Here is a 12,475-nt window from a genome sequence, read left to right as displayed (position 1 = left end):
GCACCACATGTTGCGAGGACTCGCCACCGTCAACTTCTTCGCCGACGACCTTGAGGCGGCCAAGAAGTGGTACACCGAGGTGCTGGGCATCGAGCCGTACTTCGAGCGGCCGGGCGACGGGCTGCCGGCCGCGTACTACGAGTTCAGGATCGGCGACCAGCAGGCCGAGCTCGGCCTCATCGACCGGCGGTACGCCCCGCCGGGCGCTCCCGCCGAGCCGGCGGGAGCGATCATCCACTGGCACGTGGACGACGTGCGGGCCGCCCTGGAGCGGCTGCTGGCCCTGGGGGCCACGCCCTACCTGCCGCTCACCGAGCACGGCCCCGGATTCGTCACCGCCTCGGTGGCCGACCCGTTCGGCAACGTGCTGGGCATCATGTACAACGAGCACTACCTGGAGATGCTGGGCCGATGATGCACTTCACGGACTCCGGCCAGTGGGAGTCGTGGCTGGCCGGGCATCACGAGGACGAGGGCGGCGTCTGGCTGAAGATCGCCAAGAAGGGGTCGGCCACCCCCTCGATCACGATCGTGCAGGCGCTGGAGGTCGCCCTGTGCTACGGCTGGATCGACAGCCATCGCAAGGCCCTCGACGAGCACGCCTACCTGCAGCGCTACTCGCGCCGCCGCAGGAGCAGCCCTTGGTCGCGGGTGAACGTGGAGCGGGTGGAGGCGCTGACCGCGGCCGGGCGGATGCGCCCGCCCGGGCTGGCGGAGGTCGCCGCCGCGCAGGCGGACGGCCGGTGGGAGGCGGCGTACGCCGCTCAGCGTGACGCCACCGTCCCACCCGACCTGGCCGAGGCGCTGACGGCTCGGCCGGAGGCCGCCGCCCGCTTCGAGGCGCTCGACAGGACGTCCCGTTATCGGCTCATCCTGCCGCTGCTGAAGGCCAGGACCCCGGCCGGGCGGGCGGCCCGCCTGGACAAGGCGGTCTCCGGCCTGCTGAGCCGGCCCTGACGGTCAGCCTTCAAACGTCCCCTGGAGCTTGGCGAGGGTCAGCCTTCGGGCGTCCCCTGGAGCTTGGCGAGGGTCAGCACGTCGCCGCCGATGCCCCAGCCGCCGTCGGTGACCTCCTCGACCAGCACCAAGGTGTTGGCGCGGGCGCGCTCACCGTAGATCTCCACGTACAGCTCGGTGGTGCGGGTGACGATCTGCTCCTTCTGCTCCGGGGTGAGGGTGTCGGCGGGGACCTTGAAGTTGGCGAATGGCATGATCGTTCTCATTTCTCGTGCGGGATGGGCGATGACGGCCGCGGGCGTCAGATGATGCCGCCGTTGGCGCGGATGACCTGGCCGTTGATCCAGTGGCCGGCCGGGGAGGCGAGGAAGGCGACGACCTCGGCGATGTCCTCGGGGGTGCCGAGGCGTTCCAGCGGGGGCTGCGCGGCCAGCCGGGCGACGGCCTCGTCGTCGTTGACGTCGAGGAACAGGTCGGTCGCGGTGGGACCGGGCGCGACGGCGTTGACGGTGACGTCCCTGCCGCGCAGTTCGCGGGCGAGGATGAGCGTGACCGCCTCCACCGCGCCCTTGCTCGCGCCGTAGGCGCCGTAGCCGGGGAAGGCCAGGCCCACCACGGACGTGGAGAAGGTGACGATCGCGCCGCCGGGGCGCACCCTGCGGGCCGCCTGCTGGGCGACGACGAAGGTGCCGCGGATGTTGGTGCGGTGCAGCATGTCCAGCTCCGCCAGATCCAGGTCGGCGATGGGCGCCAACAGCATCCGGCCGGCGGCGTGCACGACCACGTCGACGCCGCCGTACGCGGACTCGGCCGTGCCGAACAGCGCGGCCACGGCCTGCTCGTCGGCGACGTCGGCCTGGACGGCGACCGCCCGGCCGCCGGCCGCGGTGATCTCCTTGACCGTGGTCCCGGCCAGGTCCTGGTTGCCGGCGTAGCCGATCACGACGGCGAACCCGTCGGCGGCCAACCGGCGCGCCGCCTGCCCGCCTATGCCTCGGGACCCGCCGGTGACAACGGCGACGCGAGGGTGGTCGGGGTCGAGCTGGGACATGGGAACTCCTGCAGTTGAGGCCGCTGTGCCGTCCACGATGGCGTCGCGCGCCACCCGTAGCCAGGGCTGAACCCACCCTGGGGTCGCCATCCCCTGGCTTCGGCCTCGGCACCGGGTGATGATGAGAACGTGAACCTTCCTGAGCTGGCCGCGTTCCTGAAGTCCCGGCGGGCCCGGATCCGACCGGCCGACGTGGGCCTGCCCACCGGACCCCGGCGCCGGGTGCCCGGTCTGCGCCGCGAAGAGGTCGCGCAGCTGGCCGGGCTGTCGGCGGACTACTACACCGAGCTGGAGCGCGGCAACGGCGCCCAGCCGTCCGCCCAGGCGCTGGCGGCCCTCGCGCGGGCGCTGCGGCTGAACGGCGACGAACGCGACCACCTGTTCCATCTGGCGGAGCGCCCCATCCCGCAGGCGGCGCACAGCCCGACCGCGCACGTCCAGCCGGCCCTGCTCGGCCTGCTGGACCGGCTCACCACCACCCCCGCTCAGATCATCACCGACCTGCACGAAACCCTCGCGCAGAACGAGCCGGCCGCCGCGCTCCTCGGCCGCCCGCCGACGACGCGAGGCCCGGCCGCGAGCTTCGTCTACCGCTGGTTCACCGACCCCGCCTCCCGGGCGCTCTATCCGGCCGAGGACCACCCGCACCACTCGCGGGCCTTCGTGGCCGACCTGCGGGCGGTCGCCGCCCGGCGCGGCCGGGACCCCGAGGTGGCCAAGATGGTGTCCGCGCTCCGGCGGCGCAGCGAGGAGTTCTCCGATCTGTGGGACATCCACGACGTCGCGCTGCGCCGCGGCGACCACAAGCGCATCGTGCACGGCTCGCTGGGTGTCATCGAGCTGGACTGCTACTGCCTGTTCAGCGAGGACGGGCGCCAGCGCCTGCTGTGGTTCACCGCGCCGCCCGGCAGCCAGGGCGCCGCCCAGCTGGAGCTGCTCCTGGTCATCGGTACACAGGACCTGGCGGCGAATGACGGGCCCGACATCCGCCAGAGGTGATAAGCAACTCAAGTTGACTGATTCGGCGGCGGTCGCCTACGGTTACCCGTATGTCCGCCGTTGAGAATCCCGCCTCCCAGGAGCCCGCCGACGCACTGGCGTCCGTGGCGGCGCTGAGGCGCCTGGCCGATCAGATCGAGGACGCCGCCGTCGAGCAGGCGATGCGCACCGGCTGGAGCTGGCCGCAGGTGGCCGAGGCGCTCGGGGTGACGCGCCAGGCGGTTCACAAGAAGCACGCCAAGCGGCTCATCGAAGCCGGCGTCACGCTGAGGAGACGGTGACCATGTCCAGCTTCGACCGGTATCTCCACACCATCATCGAGCGGGGCTCCGACGAGGCCCACCAGGACGGCTCGGCGACGATCGAGGCGCAGCACCTGCTGCTGGCGATCGCGGCCCAGCCGGAGCCCACCCTGGCCTCGGCCGGGCTCGACCACCAGGCGATCCGGGACGCGCTGGAGCGGGAGTTCGAGCACAGCCTGAGCGTGGCCGGGGTGTCCCGCGCCGCCTTCGACCTTCCCCGGCCGACCCGGAGCCCCAAACCCCCGACCCAGCTGGGCGCGTCGGCCAAACTCGCCCTCGAACGCATCGCGAGGGCACACCGCAAGAAGGACCTGCGGCCCGCACACCTGCTGCTCGGCATCCTCCAGGCTCAGGCGGGCACCGTCCCGCGCGCGCTCGCCCTGGCGGGCGTCGACCAGGCCGACCTGACCACCCGCGTACTGCGCACGCTCCCGGACGGCGACTGATCGACCCACCCGGGCTCCCGCCGAACGCGACGGGGCAGCCGTCGAGGAGCGCCTTTCTTCGCCACATCTCACAGAATCTCGCGGCGCGGTTCCCCGAGGCCCGGTTCGGCGCCGTGGAGGTACGCCCGATCATGGACCTGTCCGGCCAGGAGATGTGAGCTCCGGGACCGAGGACCTGCTGCGCCGCCTGGCGCCGCGCGGGTCCTCGCCGCGCCCGTACGGCGGCACGGGCACTTCGGGGCTTCCGAGGACACGCGCGCCCTGAGGACACCGACTGGCCGCGGATCGTCACGCTCCACCGGCTGCTGGAGAAGCTGGACCCAAATGGCCGGCGATCATCGGGGCGCCCTGGACGACTACCGCACGGCCGCCTGCCTCCCCGAACAGGTACCTGCTGGGCCGGGCGGCTCGTGTCACGGCGCGGATTGATCGCCCGGCCGGCGGGCAGTGAGTGCCTCGCGGGCGGCACCGGGAGGAAGGAAGGGGACGGTCATGAGGGGGTACACGCGGGTCGCGGTCGTCACGGGGGCGGACTCCGGCATCGGCAAGGCCACCGCCGTGGCGCTGGCGGAGCAGGGGTTCGATGTCGGCGTCACCTTCCACAGTGACCAGGAGGGCGCCGGGCGGACCGCGGACCTGGTGCGCGGCCTGGGCCGGGTCGCCGCGGTGCGGCGGCACGACCTGACGGACCCCGAGCGGGCCGCCGGGGTCGTCGACGAGCTCGCCGACGAACTGGGCGGCATCGGCGTGCTGGTCAACAACGCCGGCACCGGCTCAGCCGAGCCACTGCTGCGGATGGACTACCAGCGCTGGCGGTCCATCCTCGCCGTGGATCTCGACGGCGCGTTCCTGTGCGCGCAGCGGGCCGCCAGGCGGATGGCCGCCGCCGGCGGGGGCGGCCGCATCGTCAACGTCACCAGCGTGCACGAGGAGTATCCGAAGGTGGGAGCCGGGCCGTACTGCGCGGCCAAGGGCGGACTGCGGATGCTCAGCCGGGTGCTCGCGCTGGAGCTGGCCGAGCACGGCATCACCGTCAACACGGTGGCTCCCGGTGAGATCGCCACCCCGATGACCGGACAGGAGGACCGGCCACCGCAGGACGGCAGCAGGCCCGGCTACCCGATCGACAGGCCGGGCGACGCCCGCGAGGTGGCCGCCGCGGTGGCCTTCCTCGCCGGGCCGGACGCGTCGTACGTCACCGGGGCGACGTTGTTCGTCGACGGGGGACTCGGGCTGATGGGGCCGCAGGCCGCAGGGGCGCTCGGGTCGGGCGACTGGCGCAGGACCTGAACGTCCCGGGTGCGGGAAACTTGCCGGGTGACCACCGCGAACGAACCGCCCGTGACCAGTCCCTCCATCGTGCTGCTCACGCTGGCGCGCCGGATCGAGTCGGAGCTCAACGCCGCCCTGGCGCCGCTCGACCTCACCGTCAGCAAACTCGGGCTGCTCGGTCACATCTCGGGGGTGCCCGGGGTGTCGTTCAGCGATCTGGCGCGGATGTCCGGGACCACGGTCCAGAGCGTCCACGGCGCGGTGAAGGCGCTCGCCGCCGCCGGGCTGGTGCGCGACACCACCGCGCGGGCCGGCTCGGCTTCGGCGATCGAGCTCACGGCTGACGGCACGCGGCTGCTGCGATCGGCCAAGGAGGCGGTGGCCGTGGTCGACGAGCGGCTGTTCGGCCCGGCCGCGGACCCGATCCAGCGGCAGGTCGCCGACGCGGTCCGGGCGGCTTTCGACGGACCCTGACCCCTTTCAGGCAGCCTGAAGCTTTCACTGCTAGGCTTCAGGCTGCCTGAAGGTTACGGAAGGAGACCGTCATGGAAGCCGTACTGCTGTCGGTGCACGTGCTCGCCGGCATCGTGTTCGTCGGGGGCTCCGCCGTCGCGGCGAGCCTGTTCCCGCGCTACGCGCCGGTGGCGGCCGGCGCCGCGCCACCGTCCGAGGAGCGGAACCGGGCGGTGGCCGTCGCGCTGCACCGCATCACCCGCGGCTACGGCGTCTTCGGCCTGGTCGTGCCGGTGGTCGGGATCGCTCTGGCGCTCGTCCAGGGGCGGATGAGCGAGATCTGGCTCAACATCTCCATGGTCCTCACCTTCGTCGCGGGCGGCGTGCTGGCCCTGCAGATCTATCCGCGCCAGCGCGACGCGCTCGCCCGGCCCGGCGACGAGAAGGGGCTGCGCACGCTGTCCATGCTGGCCGGCATCTACAACCTGCTGTGGGCGGTCGTGGTCGTGCTGATGATCGTCCGCCCCGGCGGCTAGGAGCGGCCGCCGGTTCCGCCCGGACCACCGGGGGAAAGGGTGGTGTCATGGAACAGTTCGCCGCGATGCCGCTGGCCGGTTGGCAGGACACCAAGGAGACGTTGCATCGGTTCTGCCAGGTGGTGGGCAAGATCCGGCTCGCCTGCGCGGTCCGGCGCAACCACTGGTGGAACGCGCCGTTCCATGTCACCGGGCGTGGCCTCACCACCCGGCCGATGGGCCAGGTCGACGGCAACCCGATCTTCACCATCGACTTCGACTTCCTCGGTCACCGGCTGGTCGTCACCACCGTGGACGGGCGGGAGGTCTCGTTCGGTCTTCCCGGCGGGTCGGTGGCGTCCTTCCACCGCGACACCATGCGGGCGCTGGACAGCCTGGGGGTGCGGGTGAGCCTGGACCAGCCGCACCCGTTCGACCTGCCCGACGCGGACCGGCCGTTCGCCGACGACACCGAGCACGCGGCCTACGACCCGGTCATGGTCACCCGCTACTGGCAGATCCTCAGTCAGGTGAACCTGCTGCTGGAGGAGTTCGCCGCCGGCTACTCCGGCAAGACCAGCCCGGTGCACCACTTCTGGCACACCTTCGACATCGCCTGCACCCGCTTCTCCGATCGCCGGATCGACCAGCCGCCCGACGCCGACCCCGTCACCCGGGAGGCGTACTCGCGGGAGGTCATCAGCTCGGGGTTCTGGTTCGGCGACCCGGCCTTCCCCGAGCCGGCCTTCTACTCCTACACCGCCCCCGAACCCGAGGGCCTCGGCGGCGAGCCGTTGACCCCCGGGGCCGCCCGGTGGATCACGCAACGGGGCGGTCATCTTGCGGTGCTGCGCTACGACGACGCGCGGGCCGAGGCCGATCCGCGTGCCGCCGTGCTCGCCTTCTACGACAGCGCCTACCGCGCCGGCGCCCGGCTCGCCGGGTGGGACATCGCCCGGTACGCCTGCCCCGGCGGGGTCACCGATCCCCAGCTGGGCGCCGACCAGCGGGGGCGTGTCCCCCGATGACCGGGGCCAGGCCGTCGAGCAGCGGCTTCAGGCCGAACTCGAAGAGCCGGTCGAGGTCGAACCCGCCGGCCAGGTCGTCGACGACCCCGCGAAGGCGGGGTACGCGCCCGACCCGGTGATGGCCCGCAGGCTGTCCTCCTGCCCGCTCATCCACTCGTCCCCGGCGCTCGACCTGGGACAGCAGGGGCAGCAGGGGCAGGGCGCCGCGCCGGAGGACGTCCAGAGAGCGGCGAACGCCAGCACCTTGGACTGATATGTCAGAAATTTGCGTCATTTCAGTTATATCGCTAATGTCTCTCATATGGCTTATGAAGTTGAGTTGGCCTTCGCCGACGAGGTCGGGCGTCACTTCGCCCGGCAGAACGCCCTGCCGCCGATGACCGGACGGGTCGCGGGATGGCTCATGATCTGCGATCCGCCGCAGCAGACCATCGCCGAGCTGAGCGAGGCGCTGCGGGCCAGTCGCAGCGCCGTCAGCGGCGCGGTCGCCATGCTCGAGGAGTGGTCCTGGATCCAGCGGTCACGCGCCGCCGGCGAGCGCGTGGACCGCGTCAGCCTGCATCCCGCGATCTGGCTGAGCATGGTGGACAAGCAGGCGGAGTACACCTCACTCGGCGCGTTGGCACGACACGGCCTGGAAGCGCTCGGCGAGGCCCCCGCGGCCCGCCGGGCGCGCCTGCTGGAGGCCGCCGCCTTCGCCCGCTTCCTCGCCGGGCGGATGCCCGCGCTGGCGGCCGAGTGGCGGGACTACCGCGAGACCCTGCGCGTCTCCGGCGAGCTGCCCGCCGACTCAAGGACGAGCTGACCCACCCCGATGAGGAGACCCCCGATGACCTTCGACGCCGCCCGCTGGCAGGCTCGCTTCGACGAGCTGCGCGCCGCCCACCATGTCCCCGGAGCCTGCCTGGCCGTGCTGTCCGGCGGCGACCTCCACGAGCTGGCCAGTGGTGTGCTGCACCGCGGCACCGGCGTGGAGGTGACGACCGACTCGCTGTTCCTGTCCGGCTCGATCGCCAAGGTCTACACCGCCACACTGGTGATGCAGCTGGTCGACGCCGGGCTGCTGGACCTCGACGCGACCGTGGTGAGCGTGCTGCCCGAGTTCGCCACCCCGGATCCGGAAGCCACCCGGGCCATCACCGTCCGGCAGCTGCTCAGCCACACCGGCGGCCTGACGTGCGACTTCACCTTCGACTCCGGCCGGGGAGACGACTGCCTGGCCACCTACGTCAAGGCCGCGGGCCAGGTGGCGCTGGACTGCCCACCGGGAACGGCCCTGTCCTACAGCAGCCTCGGCTACGTCGTGCTGGGCCGGATCGTCGAGGTGCTGACCGGGCAGACCTGGGACCAGGCGCTGAAGGACCGCCTGCTCACCCCGCTCGGCCTCGGCCACTCGGTGACGCTGCCCGAGGAGGCGCTGCGGTTCCAGGTGGCCATGAGCCACCTCGGGGACCCGGGCCAGGACCCCGATCCGGCGCCCGCCTGGGATCTGATGCCGCGTTCGGCGGGACCGTACGGCAGAGTGATCATCTCCGCGGGCGACCTCGCCCGCTTCGCCCAGATGCACCTCGCCGGCGGGCGCGGCGTCCTGTCGGCCGACGCGGTCGCCGCGATGCGGCGCCGCGAGGTCGACAGCCCGGACAAATGGACCGTCAGCGCCGACGGCTGGGGCCTGGGCTGGACCCTGTACGACTGGAACGGCGTCTCCGGGTACGGCCACGACGGCGCGGCCATCGGCCAATATTCCTACCTGCGCGTCGTCCCGCACGCCGGGGTCGCCGTCGCCCTGCTCACCAACGGCGGCGACGCCCGGCGGCTGTACGGCGAGCTGTTCCGCGAGTTGCTGGACGAGCTCGCCGGGGTGCGCATGCCGGAGCCGTTCGGCCCGGCGGCCGAACCGCCCGTGGTGGACATGTCGCGGCTGGTGGGCGACTACAGGCGTGAGGGGGTCGTCGTCACGGTCGCCCAGGACGACGACGGCGCGCGCATCCGCTACGCGTTCGTCGACGGCATGAAGGACTTCTCGCCACCGCTGGAGATGGACCTCGTGCCGGTGTCGGAGACGGTCTTCGCCGCGACGGGCGGCGGCTCCTCCTTCAGCGAGGAGCACGTGCCCGTGGTGTTCTCCACCCTGACCGACGGCACCGACTGCGTGTACATCGGCATGCGCGCCACCCCCAAGAGCGCGCCGATCAGCGGCTGAGCAGGTCCCGGAGGGCCTTGGCGATGTCGGCCGGCGCCTCCTCGGCCATGAAGTGGCCCCAGGTGACCGGGACGTGGCGCAGGTCCGGCGCCCAGGCGCGCCACAGCGCCGCCGCGTCGAAGCCGAGCGCGCTCCCCCAGTCCTGCTGGAGCACGGTGACCGGCATCCGCAGCCGGTTCCCGGCGGCGCGGTCGGCCTGGTCGTGCTCGACGTCGATCCCGGCGGAGGCGCGGTAGTCGGCCACGATCGAGTCCACGGCCGCGCGGGAGGCGTCCAGGTAGGCGGCGCGGACGTCGGGCGGGATCGCCCCCGGGTCGTTGGCCCAGATGTCCAGGAAGTGACCGAAGAAGGCGTCCGCACCGGCGGCTATCAGCTGCTCGGGCAGGCCCGGCGGCTGGGCCATCAGATACAGGTGGAAGCCGACGGCGGCGGTCGTGCCGTGCATGACGTCCCACATGTCCAGGGTGGGCAGCACGTCGAGGCAGGCCAGGTGGGTGATCGTCTCGGGGTGGTCCAGGCCGGCGCGGAAGGCGACCAGGGCGCCGCGGTCGTGCCCGGCCAGCGCGAACCGGTCATGCCCCAGCTCGCGGGCGAGGGCGACGATGTCGGCGGCCATGGTGCGCTTGGCGTACACGCTGCCGTCGGTCTCGGCCGGTTTGCCGCTGGCGCCGTAGCCGCGCAGGTCGGGGCAGATCACGGTGTGGTCGGTGGCCAGGTCGGCGGCCACGTGCCGCCACATCAGGTGTGTCTGCGGGAAGCCGTGCAGCAGCACGATCGGGCTGCCCGTGCCGCCGACGGCGGTGTTCAGTGACACGCCGTCGGCGACGGGGACCCGCTGATAGTCGAAGCCGGCGATGACAGGCGTCATGGTGTCGCCCTTCCGTAGGTTGCCTTCAGCCTGCCGGGCGTGAATGAGCATCCGGTCAGCGCGCTACCGTGGCCAGGAGAAGGGACGGTCGGGAGTGCGGGTCGAGTTCGGGGTGCTGGGGCCGGTGACGGCCTGGGACGACGACGGTCACGCGATCGCCCTGAAGGGGCCACGGCACCGCGCGGTGCTGGCCCGCCTGATCATCGCCCGCCGGCGCGTCGTCCCAGTCACCGACCTGATCGAGGACCTGTGGGACGATCCGCCGCCCGGAGCGGTGGGGGCGGTGCGCACCTTCGTGGCCGCGCTGCGCCGCGCACTGGAGCCCGAACGGCCGCCCCGCACCCCCGCCCGGCTCCTCGTCACCGTCGGGCCCGGCTACGCCCTGCGCGCCGAGCCGGACGCGGTGGACGCCTGGCGCTTCGAACGGGCCGTGGCCGCCGCCTCGACGCTGCCTCCCGAGGACGGGCTCGACCGGCTGGCCGAGGCGCTGGGATGGTGGCGCGGGCCCGCCTACGCCGGGCTCACCGACCAGGACTGGGCCCGCACCGAGCGCTCGCGGCTGGCCGAGCTGCGGCTGCACGCCGTCGAACGCCAGGCCGAGACCCGGCTGACGCTCGGCCGGGACGCCGAGGCGGTGCCGGACCTGGACGCGCACGTGACCGAGCATCCCTGGCGCGAGGACGCCTGGCGGCTGCTGGCGCTCGCGCTGTATCGCACCGGCCGGCAGGGCGACGCGCTCGCCGTGCTGCGCCGGGCGCGCACCCTGCTGGCCGAGCAGCTGGGGGTGGATCCCGGCCCGGCGCTGCGCCGGCTGGAGAACGACATCCTCCAGCACGCCGACCACCTCGACCTCGCCTCCGGGCCCGGCAGGGCGGCGGCCCGGATCTGGGCGCAGACGGCCGCCGTCTACGACCGCACCGTCACCTCCGGCGCCAGGGCCAGGCTGGAGTCGACGGTGAGCATGCTGCGCAGCCTCGCGGTGACCGGCGGTACCGGCCTGAAAGCCGCGCGCCGGCACCGCCTCGCGGCCATCGCCGCGGCGGAGGAGCTGGGCGACGCCGACCTGACCGCCCGGGTGATCGGCGCCTACGACGTTCCGGCGATCTGGACCCGCTCCGACGACCCCCGGCAGGCGGCGCTCGTCGTGGCGGCGGCCGAACGCGCCCTGGCCGACACACCCGAGGACGCCGACGCGTACGGAGGCCCTCACGAGGTGACGGGCGCACACGGGGTGACGGGCGCGCATGAGGTGGCGCGTGCCCGGCTGCTGGCCACGATCGCCTTGGAGTCGCGCGGCACCTCCTCGCCCCGCGGGCCCGAAGCCGCCCGGCAGGCCGAGGAGATCGCCCGCCGCCTGGACGATCCCGGGCTGCTGGCCTTCGCGCTCAACGGCGTGTTCATGCAGACCTTCGACCGGGCGGGCCTGGCCCCGCGGCGGGACCGGATCGGCGCCGAGCTGGTCGCCCTGTCCGCCCGGCACGGGCTGGTCACCTATCGGGTGCTCGGCCACCTCATCCGCCTCCAGGCACGCGCCGCGCTCGCCGACTTCGCGGGGGCCGACGCGCACGCGGCCGAAGCGGACCGGCTGGCCGGTCGGCACGAGCTGCCGCTGGCCGGGGTGTTCACGCAGTGGTACCGGGCGATGCGGCTCGCCGAGACCGGCCCGGCGTCCGAGGCCGAGGCGGCCTACCGGGACGCCGCCGCCCGGCTGGTCGGCGCCGGCATGCCCGGCCTGGAGCACGGCCTACTGCCACTCGCACTGCTGTGCCTACGCCTACGGCACGCCCTGCCCGACCACCGCGACGACCGGGCCCGGCCCGCCCTGGATGACCGCCGCGACGACGGGGAAGGACCGGCCCCAACCGACCGCCGGAACGACCGGAAACCGCCCGCCCCGGCCGACTCCGAGTGGAGCGGTCTGGTGGATGAGGGCGCTGATTGGGGGCCGTACGAGCCCTGGGCTCGTCCTCTGGTGCTGCTGGCTCAGGGCCGGCGCGACGAGGCCGGCGCTGCGCTGCGCGAGGTCCCCGAACCGCCCCGCGACCTGCTGTTCGAGGCCCTGTGGTGCCTGATCGCGCGAGCCGCGATCGGCGTCGGCGACCGGGAGGCGATGCGGCGCGCGCACCACGAGCTCGCGCCCGCCGCCGCCGAGCTGGCCGGCGCGGGCAGCGGCCTGCTCACCCTCGGGCCGGTCGCCCAGCACCTCGCCTACCTCGCGACTGCCCTCCCTGACCTCCCGGACCTCACCGACCTCACCTGAGCCGAGTCGTACGGCTCCAGAGGTTGGCGCATTCTTTCCCCGTGGCGGCCCAGGTCAGAGCATGCACACCAGTGCTTTTCCGGCAACTGGAGCGTAGGGTTGCGGTATCGAGCATTTCTCG

At 73.1% G+C, this 12,475-nt stretch carries 16 protein-coding genes; 13 read left to right on the top strand and 3 right to left on the bottom strand.

Annotated elements, in window-relative coordinates; genetic code table 11:
- The first annotated feature begins 7 nt into the window (after positions 1 to 7).
- A complete protein-coding gene (locus tag ACTMTF_RS06725) occupies positions 8 to 415 on the top strand; it encodes a VOC family protein (RefSeq protein ID WP_441109723.1) in 408 nt (135 codons plus the stop codon).
- Positions 412 to 957 (top strand): YdeI/OmpD-associated family protein, encoded by a 546-nt coding sequence (locus ACTMTF_RS06720; protein ID WP_441109722.1) that lies wholly within the window; start codon positions 412 to 414, stop codon positions 955 to 957. The genes ACTMTF_RS06725 and ACTMTF_RS06720 overlap by 4 nt, the downstream gene beginning before the upstream one ends.
- Positions 958 to 995: 38 nt before the next feature.
- Here ACTMTF_RS06720 and ACTMTF_RS06715 read toward each other — a convergent pair whose 3' ends face one another.
- Both ACTMTF_RS06715 and ACTMTF_RS06710 read right to left on the bottom strand, forming a co-directional pair.
- Complete coding sequence (locus tag ACTMTF_RS06715; protein ID WP_441109721.1) at positions 996 to 1,211, bottom strand: tautomerase family protein; 216 nt, start codon at positions 1,209 to 1,211, stop codon at positions 996 to 998.
- A gap of 47 nt (positions 1,212 to 1,258) precedes the next feature.
- Positions 1,259 to 2,008 (bottom strand): SDR family oxidoreductase, encoded by a 750-nt coding sequence (locus ACTMTF_RS06710; RefSeq protein WP_441109720.1) that lies wholly within the window; start codon positions 2,006 to 2,008, stop codon positions 1,259 to 1,261.
- A 129-nt stretch (positions 2,009 to 2,137) separates the two neighbouring features.
- Here ACTMTF_RS06710 and ACTMTF_RS06705 point away from each other — a divergent pair, with 129 nt between their 5' ends.
- The 10 genes from ACTMTF_RS06705 to ACTMTF_RS06660 all read left to right on the top strand — a co-directional run bounded on the left by ACTMTF_RS06705 (position 2,138) and on the right by ACTMTF_RS06660 (position 9,226).
- Positions 2,138 to 3,007 (top strand): MmyB family transcriptional regulator, encoded by an 870-nt coding sequence (locus ACTMTF_RS06705; protein WP_441109719.1) that lies wholly within the window; start codon positions 2,138 to 2,140, stop codon positions 3,005 to 3,007.
- A gap of 50 nt (positions 3,008 to 3,057) precedes the next feature.
- On the top strand, positions 3,058 to 3,288 hold the full coding sequence (locus ACTMTF_RS06700) for a hypothetical protein (protein ID WP_396999197.1): 231 nt from the start codon (positions 3,058 to 3,060) through the stop codon (positions 3,286 to 3,288).
- Positions 3,289 to 3,290: 2 nt separating this feature from the next.
- On the top strand, positions 3,291 to 3,755 hold the full coding sequence (locus tag ACTMTF_RS06695; protein ID WP_441109718.1) for a Clp protease N-terminal domain-containing protein: 465 nt from the start codon (positions 3,291 to 3,293) through the stop codon (positions 3,753 to 3,755).
- Positions 3,756 to 4,247: 492 nt separating this feature from the next.
- On the top strand, positions 4,248 to 5,045 hold the full coding sequence (locus tag ACTMTF_RS06690; protein WP_441109717.1) for an SDR family oxidoreductase: 798 nt from the start codon (positions 4,248 to 4,250) through the stop codon (positions 5,043 to 5,045).
- 27 nt (positions 5,046 to 5,072) lie between these two features.
- A complete protein-coding gene (locus tag ACTMTF_RS06685; protein WP_441109716.1) occupies positions 5,073 to 5,501 on the top strand; it encodes a MarR family winged helix-turn-helix transcriptional regulator in 429 nt (142 codons plus the stop codon).
- A 71-nt stretch (positions 5,502 to 5,572) separates the two neighbouring features.
- Entirely contained in the window at positions 5,573 to 6,016 is a 444-nt protein-coding gene (locus ACTMTF_RS06680) for a hypothetical protein (protein WP_441109715.1), read from the top strand.
- A 47-nt stretch (positions 6,017 to 6,063) separates the two neighbouring features.
- A complete protein-coding gene (locus ACTMTF_RS06675; protein WP_441109714.1) occupies positions 6,064 to 7,023 on the top strand; it encodes a DUF5996 family protein in 960 nt (319 codons plus the stop codon).
- Complete coding sequence (locus ACTMTF_RS06670) at positions 7,010 to 7,276, top strand: hypothetical protein (protein ID WP_441109713.1); 267 nt, start codon at positions 7,010 to 7,012, stop codon at positions 7,274 to 7,276. Before ACTMTF_RS06675 ends, ACTMTF_RS06670 begins: the two co-directional genes overlap by 14 nt.
- 48 nt (positions 7,277 to 7,324) lie before the next feature.
- Positions 7,325 to 7,828 carry a GbsR/MarR family transcriptional regulator gene (locus tag ACTMTF_RS06665; protein ID WP_441109712.1) on the top strand — a complete coding sequence of 168 codons (504 nt, stop codon included), beginning with the start codon at positions 7,325 to 7,327 and terminating at the stop codon, positions 7,826 to 7,828.
- Between the two features lie 24 nt (positions 7,829 to 7,852).
- Positions 7,853 to 9,226: a serine hydrolase domain-containing protein gene (locus ACTMTF_RS06660; RefSeq protein WP_441109711.1), complete on the top strand. Its 1,374-nt coding sequence runs from the start codon at positions 7,853 to 7,855 to the stop codon at positions 9,224 to 9,226.
- Here ACTMTF_RS06660 and ACTMTF_RS06655 read toward each other — a convergent pair.
- Positions 9,216 to 10,094, bottom strand: a complete 879-nt coding sequence (locus ACTMTF_RS06655) for an alpha/beta fold hydrolase (RefSeq protein WP_441109710.1) — start codon at positions 10,092 to 10,094, stop codon at positions 9,216 to 9,218. The genes ACTMTF_RS06660 and ACTMTF_RS06655 overlap by 11 nt on opposite strands.
- A gap of 43 nt (positions 10,095 to 10,137) precedes the next feature.
- Between ACTMTF_RS06655 and ACTMTF_RS06650 the strand changes: the two genes are divergently transcribed.
- Positions 10,138 to 12,354: a BTAD domain-containing putative transcriptional regulator gene (locus ACTMTF_RS06650; RefSeq protein ID WP_441109709.1), complete on the top strand. Its 2,217-nt coding sequence runs from the start codon at positions 10,138 to 10,140 to the stop codon at positions 12,352 to 12,354.
- The last annotated feature ends 121 nt before the right edge of the window (positions 12,355 to 12,475 follow it).

It is taken from the genome of Nonomuraea sp. ZG12 (assembly GCF_052068115.1).
Lineage (GTDB): Bacteria > Actinomycetota > Actinomycetes > Streptosporangiales > Streptosporangiaceae > Nonomuraea.
This window is presented reverse-complemented; position numbering and strand designations above follow the sequence as displayed.

Bases quoted from the DNA above. Each gene is read 5' to 3' on its own strand.
- ACTMTF_RS06725 (WP_441109723.1), top strand. From the start codon at position 8: ATGTTGCGAGGACTCGCCACCGTCAACTTCTTCGCCGACGACCTTGAG.
- ACTMTF_RS06720 (WP_441109722.1), top strand. From the start codon at position 412: ATGATGCACTTCACGGACTCCGGCCAGTGGGAGTCGTGGCTGGCCGGG.
- ACTMTF_RS06715 (WP_441109721.1), bottom strand. From the start codon at position 1,211: ATGCCATTCGCCAACTTCAAGGTCCCCGCCGACACCCTCACCCCGGAG.
- ACTMTF_RS06710 (WP_441109720.1), bottom strand. From the start codon at position 2,008: ATGTCCCAGCTCGACCCCGACCACCCTCGCGTCGCCGTTGTCACCGGC.
- ACTMTF_RS06700 (WP_396999197.1), top strand. From the start codon at position 3,058: ATGTCCGCCGTTGAGAATCCCGCCTCCCAGGAGCCCGCCGACGCACTG.
- ACTMTF_RS06695 (WP_441109718.1), top strand. From the start codon at position 3,291: ATGTCCAGCTTCGACCGGTATCTCCACACCATCATCGAGCGGGGCTCC.
- ACTMTF_RS06690 (WP_441109717.1), top strand. From the start codon at position 4,248: ATGAGGGGGTACACGCGGGTCGCGGTCGTCACGGGGGCGGACTCCGGC.
- ACTMTF_RS06680 (WP_441109715.1), top strand. From the start codon at position 5,573: ATGGAAGCCGTACTGCTGTCGGTGCACGTGCTCGCCGGCATCGTGTTC.
- ACTMTF_RS06675 (WP_441109714.1), top strand. From the start codon at position 6,064: ATGGAACAGTTCGCCGCGATGCCGCTGGCCGGTTGGCAGGACACCAAG.
- ACTMTF_RS06665 (WP_441109712.1), top strand. From the start codon at position 7,325: ATGGCTTATGAAGTTGAGTTGGCCTTCGCCGACGAGGTCGGGCGTCAC.
- ACTMTF_RS06660 (WP_441109711.1), top strand. From the start codon at position 7,853: ATGACCTTCGACGCCGCCCGCTGGCAGGCTCGCTTCGACGAGCTGCGC.
- ACTMTF_RS06655 (WP_441109710.1), bottom strand. From the start codon at position 10,094: ATGACGCCTGTCATCGCCGGCTTCGACTATCAGCGGGTCCCCGTCGCC.
- ACTMTF_RS06650 (WP_441109709.1), top strand. From the start codon at position 10,138: ATGAGCATCCGGTCAGCGCGCTACCGTGGCCAGGAGAAGGGACGGTCG.